Source organism: Burkholderia sp. Ac-20392 (genome assembly GCF_017104585.1).
In the GTDB taxonomy this organism is placed as follows: Bacteria; Pseudomonadota; Gammaproteobacteria; order Burkholderiales; family Burkholderiaceae; genus Burkholderia; species Burkholderia lata.
Window position 1 is genome coordinate 1 of the sequence record NZ_JAAGPB010001025.1, and the last position, 1,055, is coordinate 1,055.

The following is a 1,055-nucleotide window of genomic DNA, read 5'->3' on the forward strand; positions in this document are numbered from 1 at the left end:
TACCGCAACGGCGACGCGCAGGCGGAACGCGCCGGGCGGCTGCGGTGCGCCATGCTGCGCGTGATGACGGTGGTCGTGGCCATGGCCGTGGTGCGCATGATCATGCGCGTGTGAATGAAACAGACTCACGATGTCACCCCGGGTGCGGCGTCGTCCGCGTGCGGTGCGGCGCCACGGCCTGCCGCCGTGTTGCGCCGCCCATGCGGATTACGCCGCGACATGTCAATGGATGCCGGCCAGATCGCCGGCAGGAGTATTGCGAAGATCGACGGTCGCCCGCGTGCCGTCGGCAAGCCGGTCGTCGATGATCGTCATGCGCGCGTTGCGCAGGCCGCGTTGCAGCCGGTCGAGGTAATACTCGAACGGAAACGCGGGACCGCCGAGCCGGTACGCGACCAGGTCGGCGTCGAAATCGATCTGCTGCACGCGCGCCGACGACACCGTATCGCCGGCCTGTGCTTCGGCGCGCGCGACCCGTTCGAGCGCCTGCTGCTGCGCGTTGCCGAGCAGGCCGGCCGCGAAGCCGCGTGCCTGCGCGACGCTGCCCTGCGCGCGGATCTGCGCGGCCTGCACGTCGTGGAAGGCGGCAGCCGCACCGGTCGGCGGATGCACGCTCTCGATCACGACCGCGATCACGTCGACCCCGCTGTGCAGCCGGTCGAGCTGCTGCTGGATCGCGCGCTTCAACTGGTCGGCCATCGCGGCCTGGTTCGTTTCCAGCAGCGATTCGAGCGTATGCGATGCGAGGTAGTGCACGAGTTCGCGATTGGCGCTCGTGCGCACCGTGCTTTCCGGGTCGATCGTGCAATAGAGCGCCGCGCGCGCATCGGCATCGGTCAGGCCGAGGCGGTAATCGACCCGCACGTCGGCGTTGACGATCTGGAAGTTCTGGCGGTCGCCGTTCGCGCCGGCAATCACCTGGGTGGTTTCCCACGGATGCGGCACATCCCACAGTCGATCGAGGCGTTCGGGCGTCGGACCGTCGGCCGACGCGGGCGACGGTTGGGCGCCGCAGATCGGAAGAGCACAGGTCGGAACTGCAGACACCAAGGAAA

Annotated in this window: 1 protein-coding gene; it reads right to left on the minus strand. The window is 68.8% G+C overall.

Features of this window, described 5'->3' with window-relative positions; genetic code table 11:
* Window positions 1–222: 222 nt before the first annotated feature.
* Window positions 223–1,055: SPFH domain-containing protein (locus G3N99_RS40560; protein ID WP_241012101.1), on the minus strand; the 833-nt coding region annotated here is incomplete at its 5' end.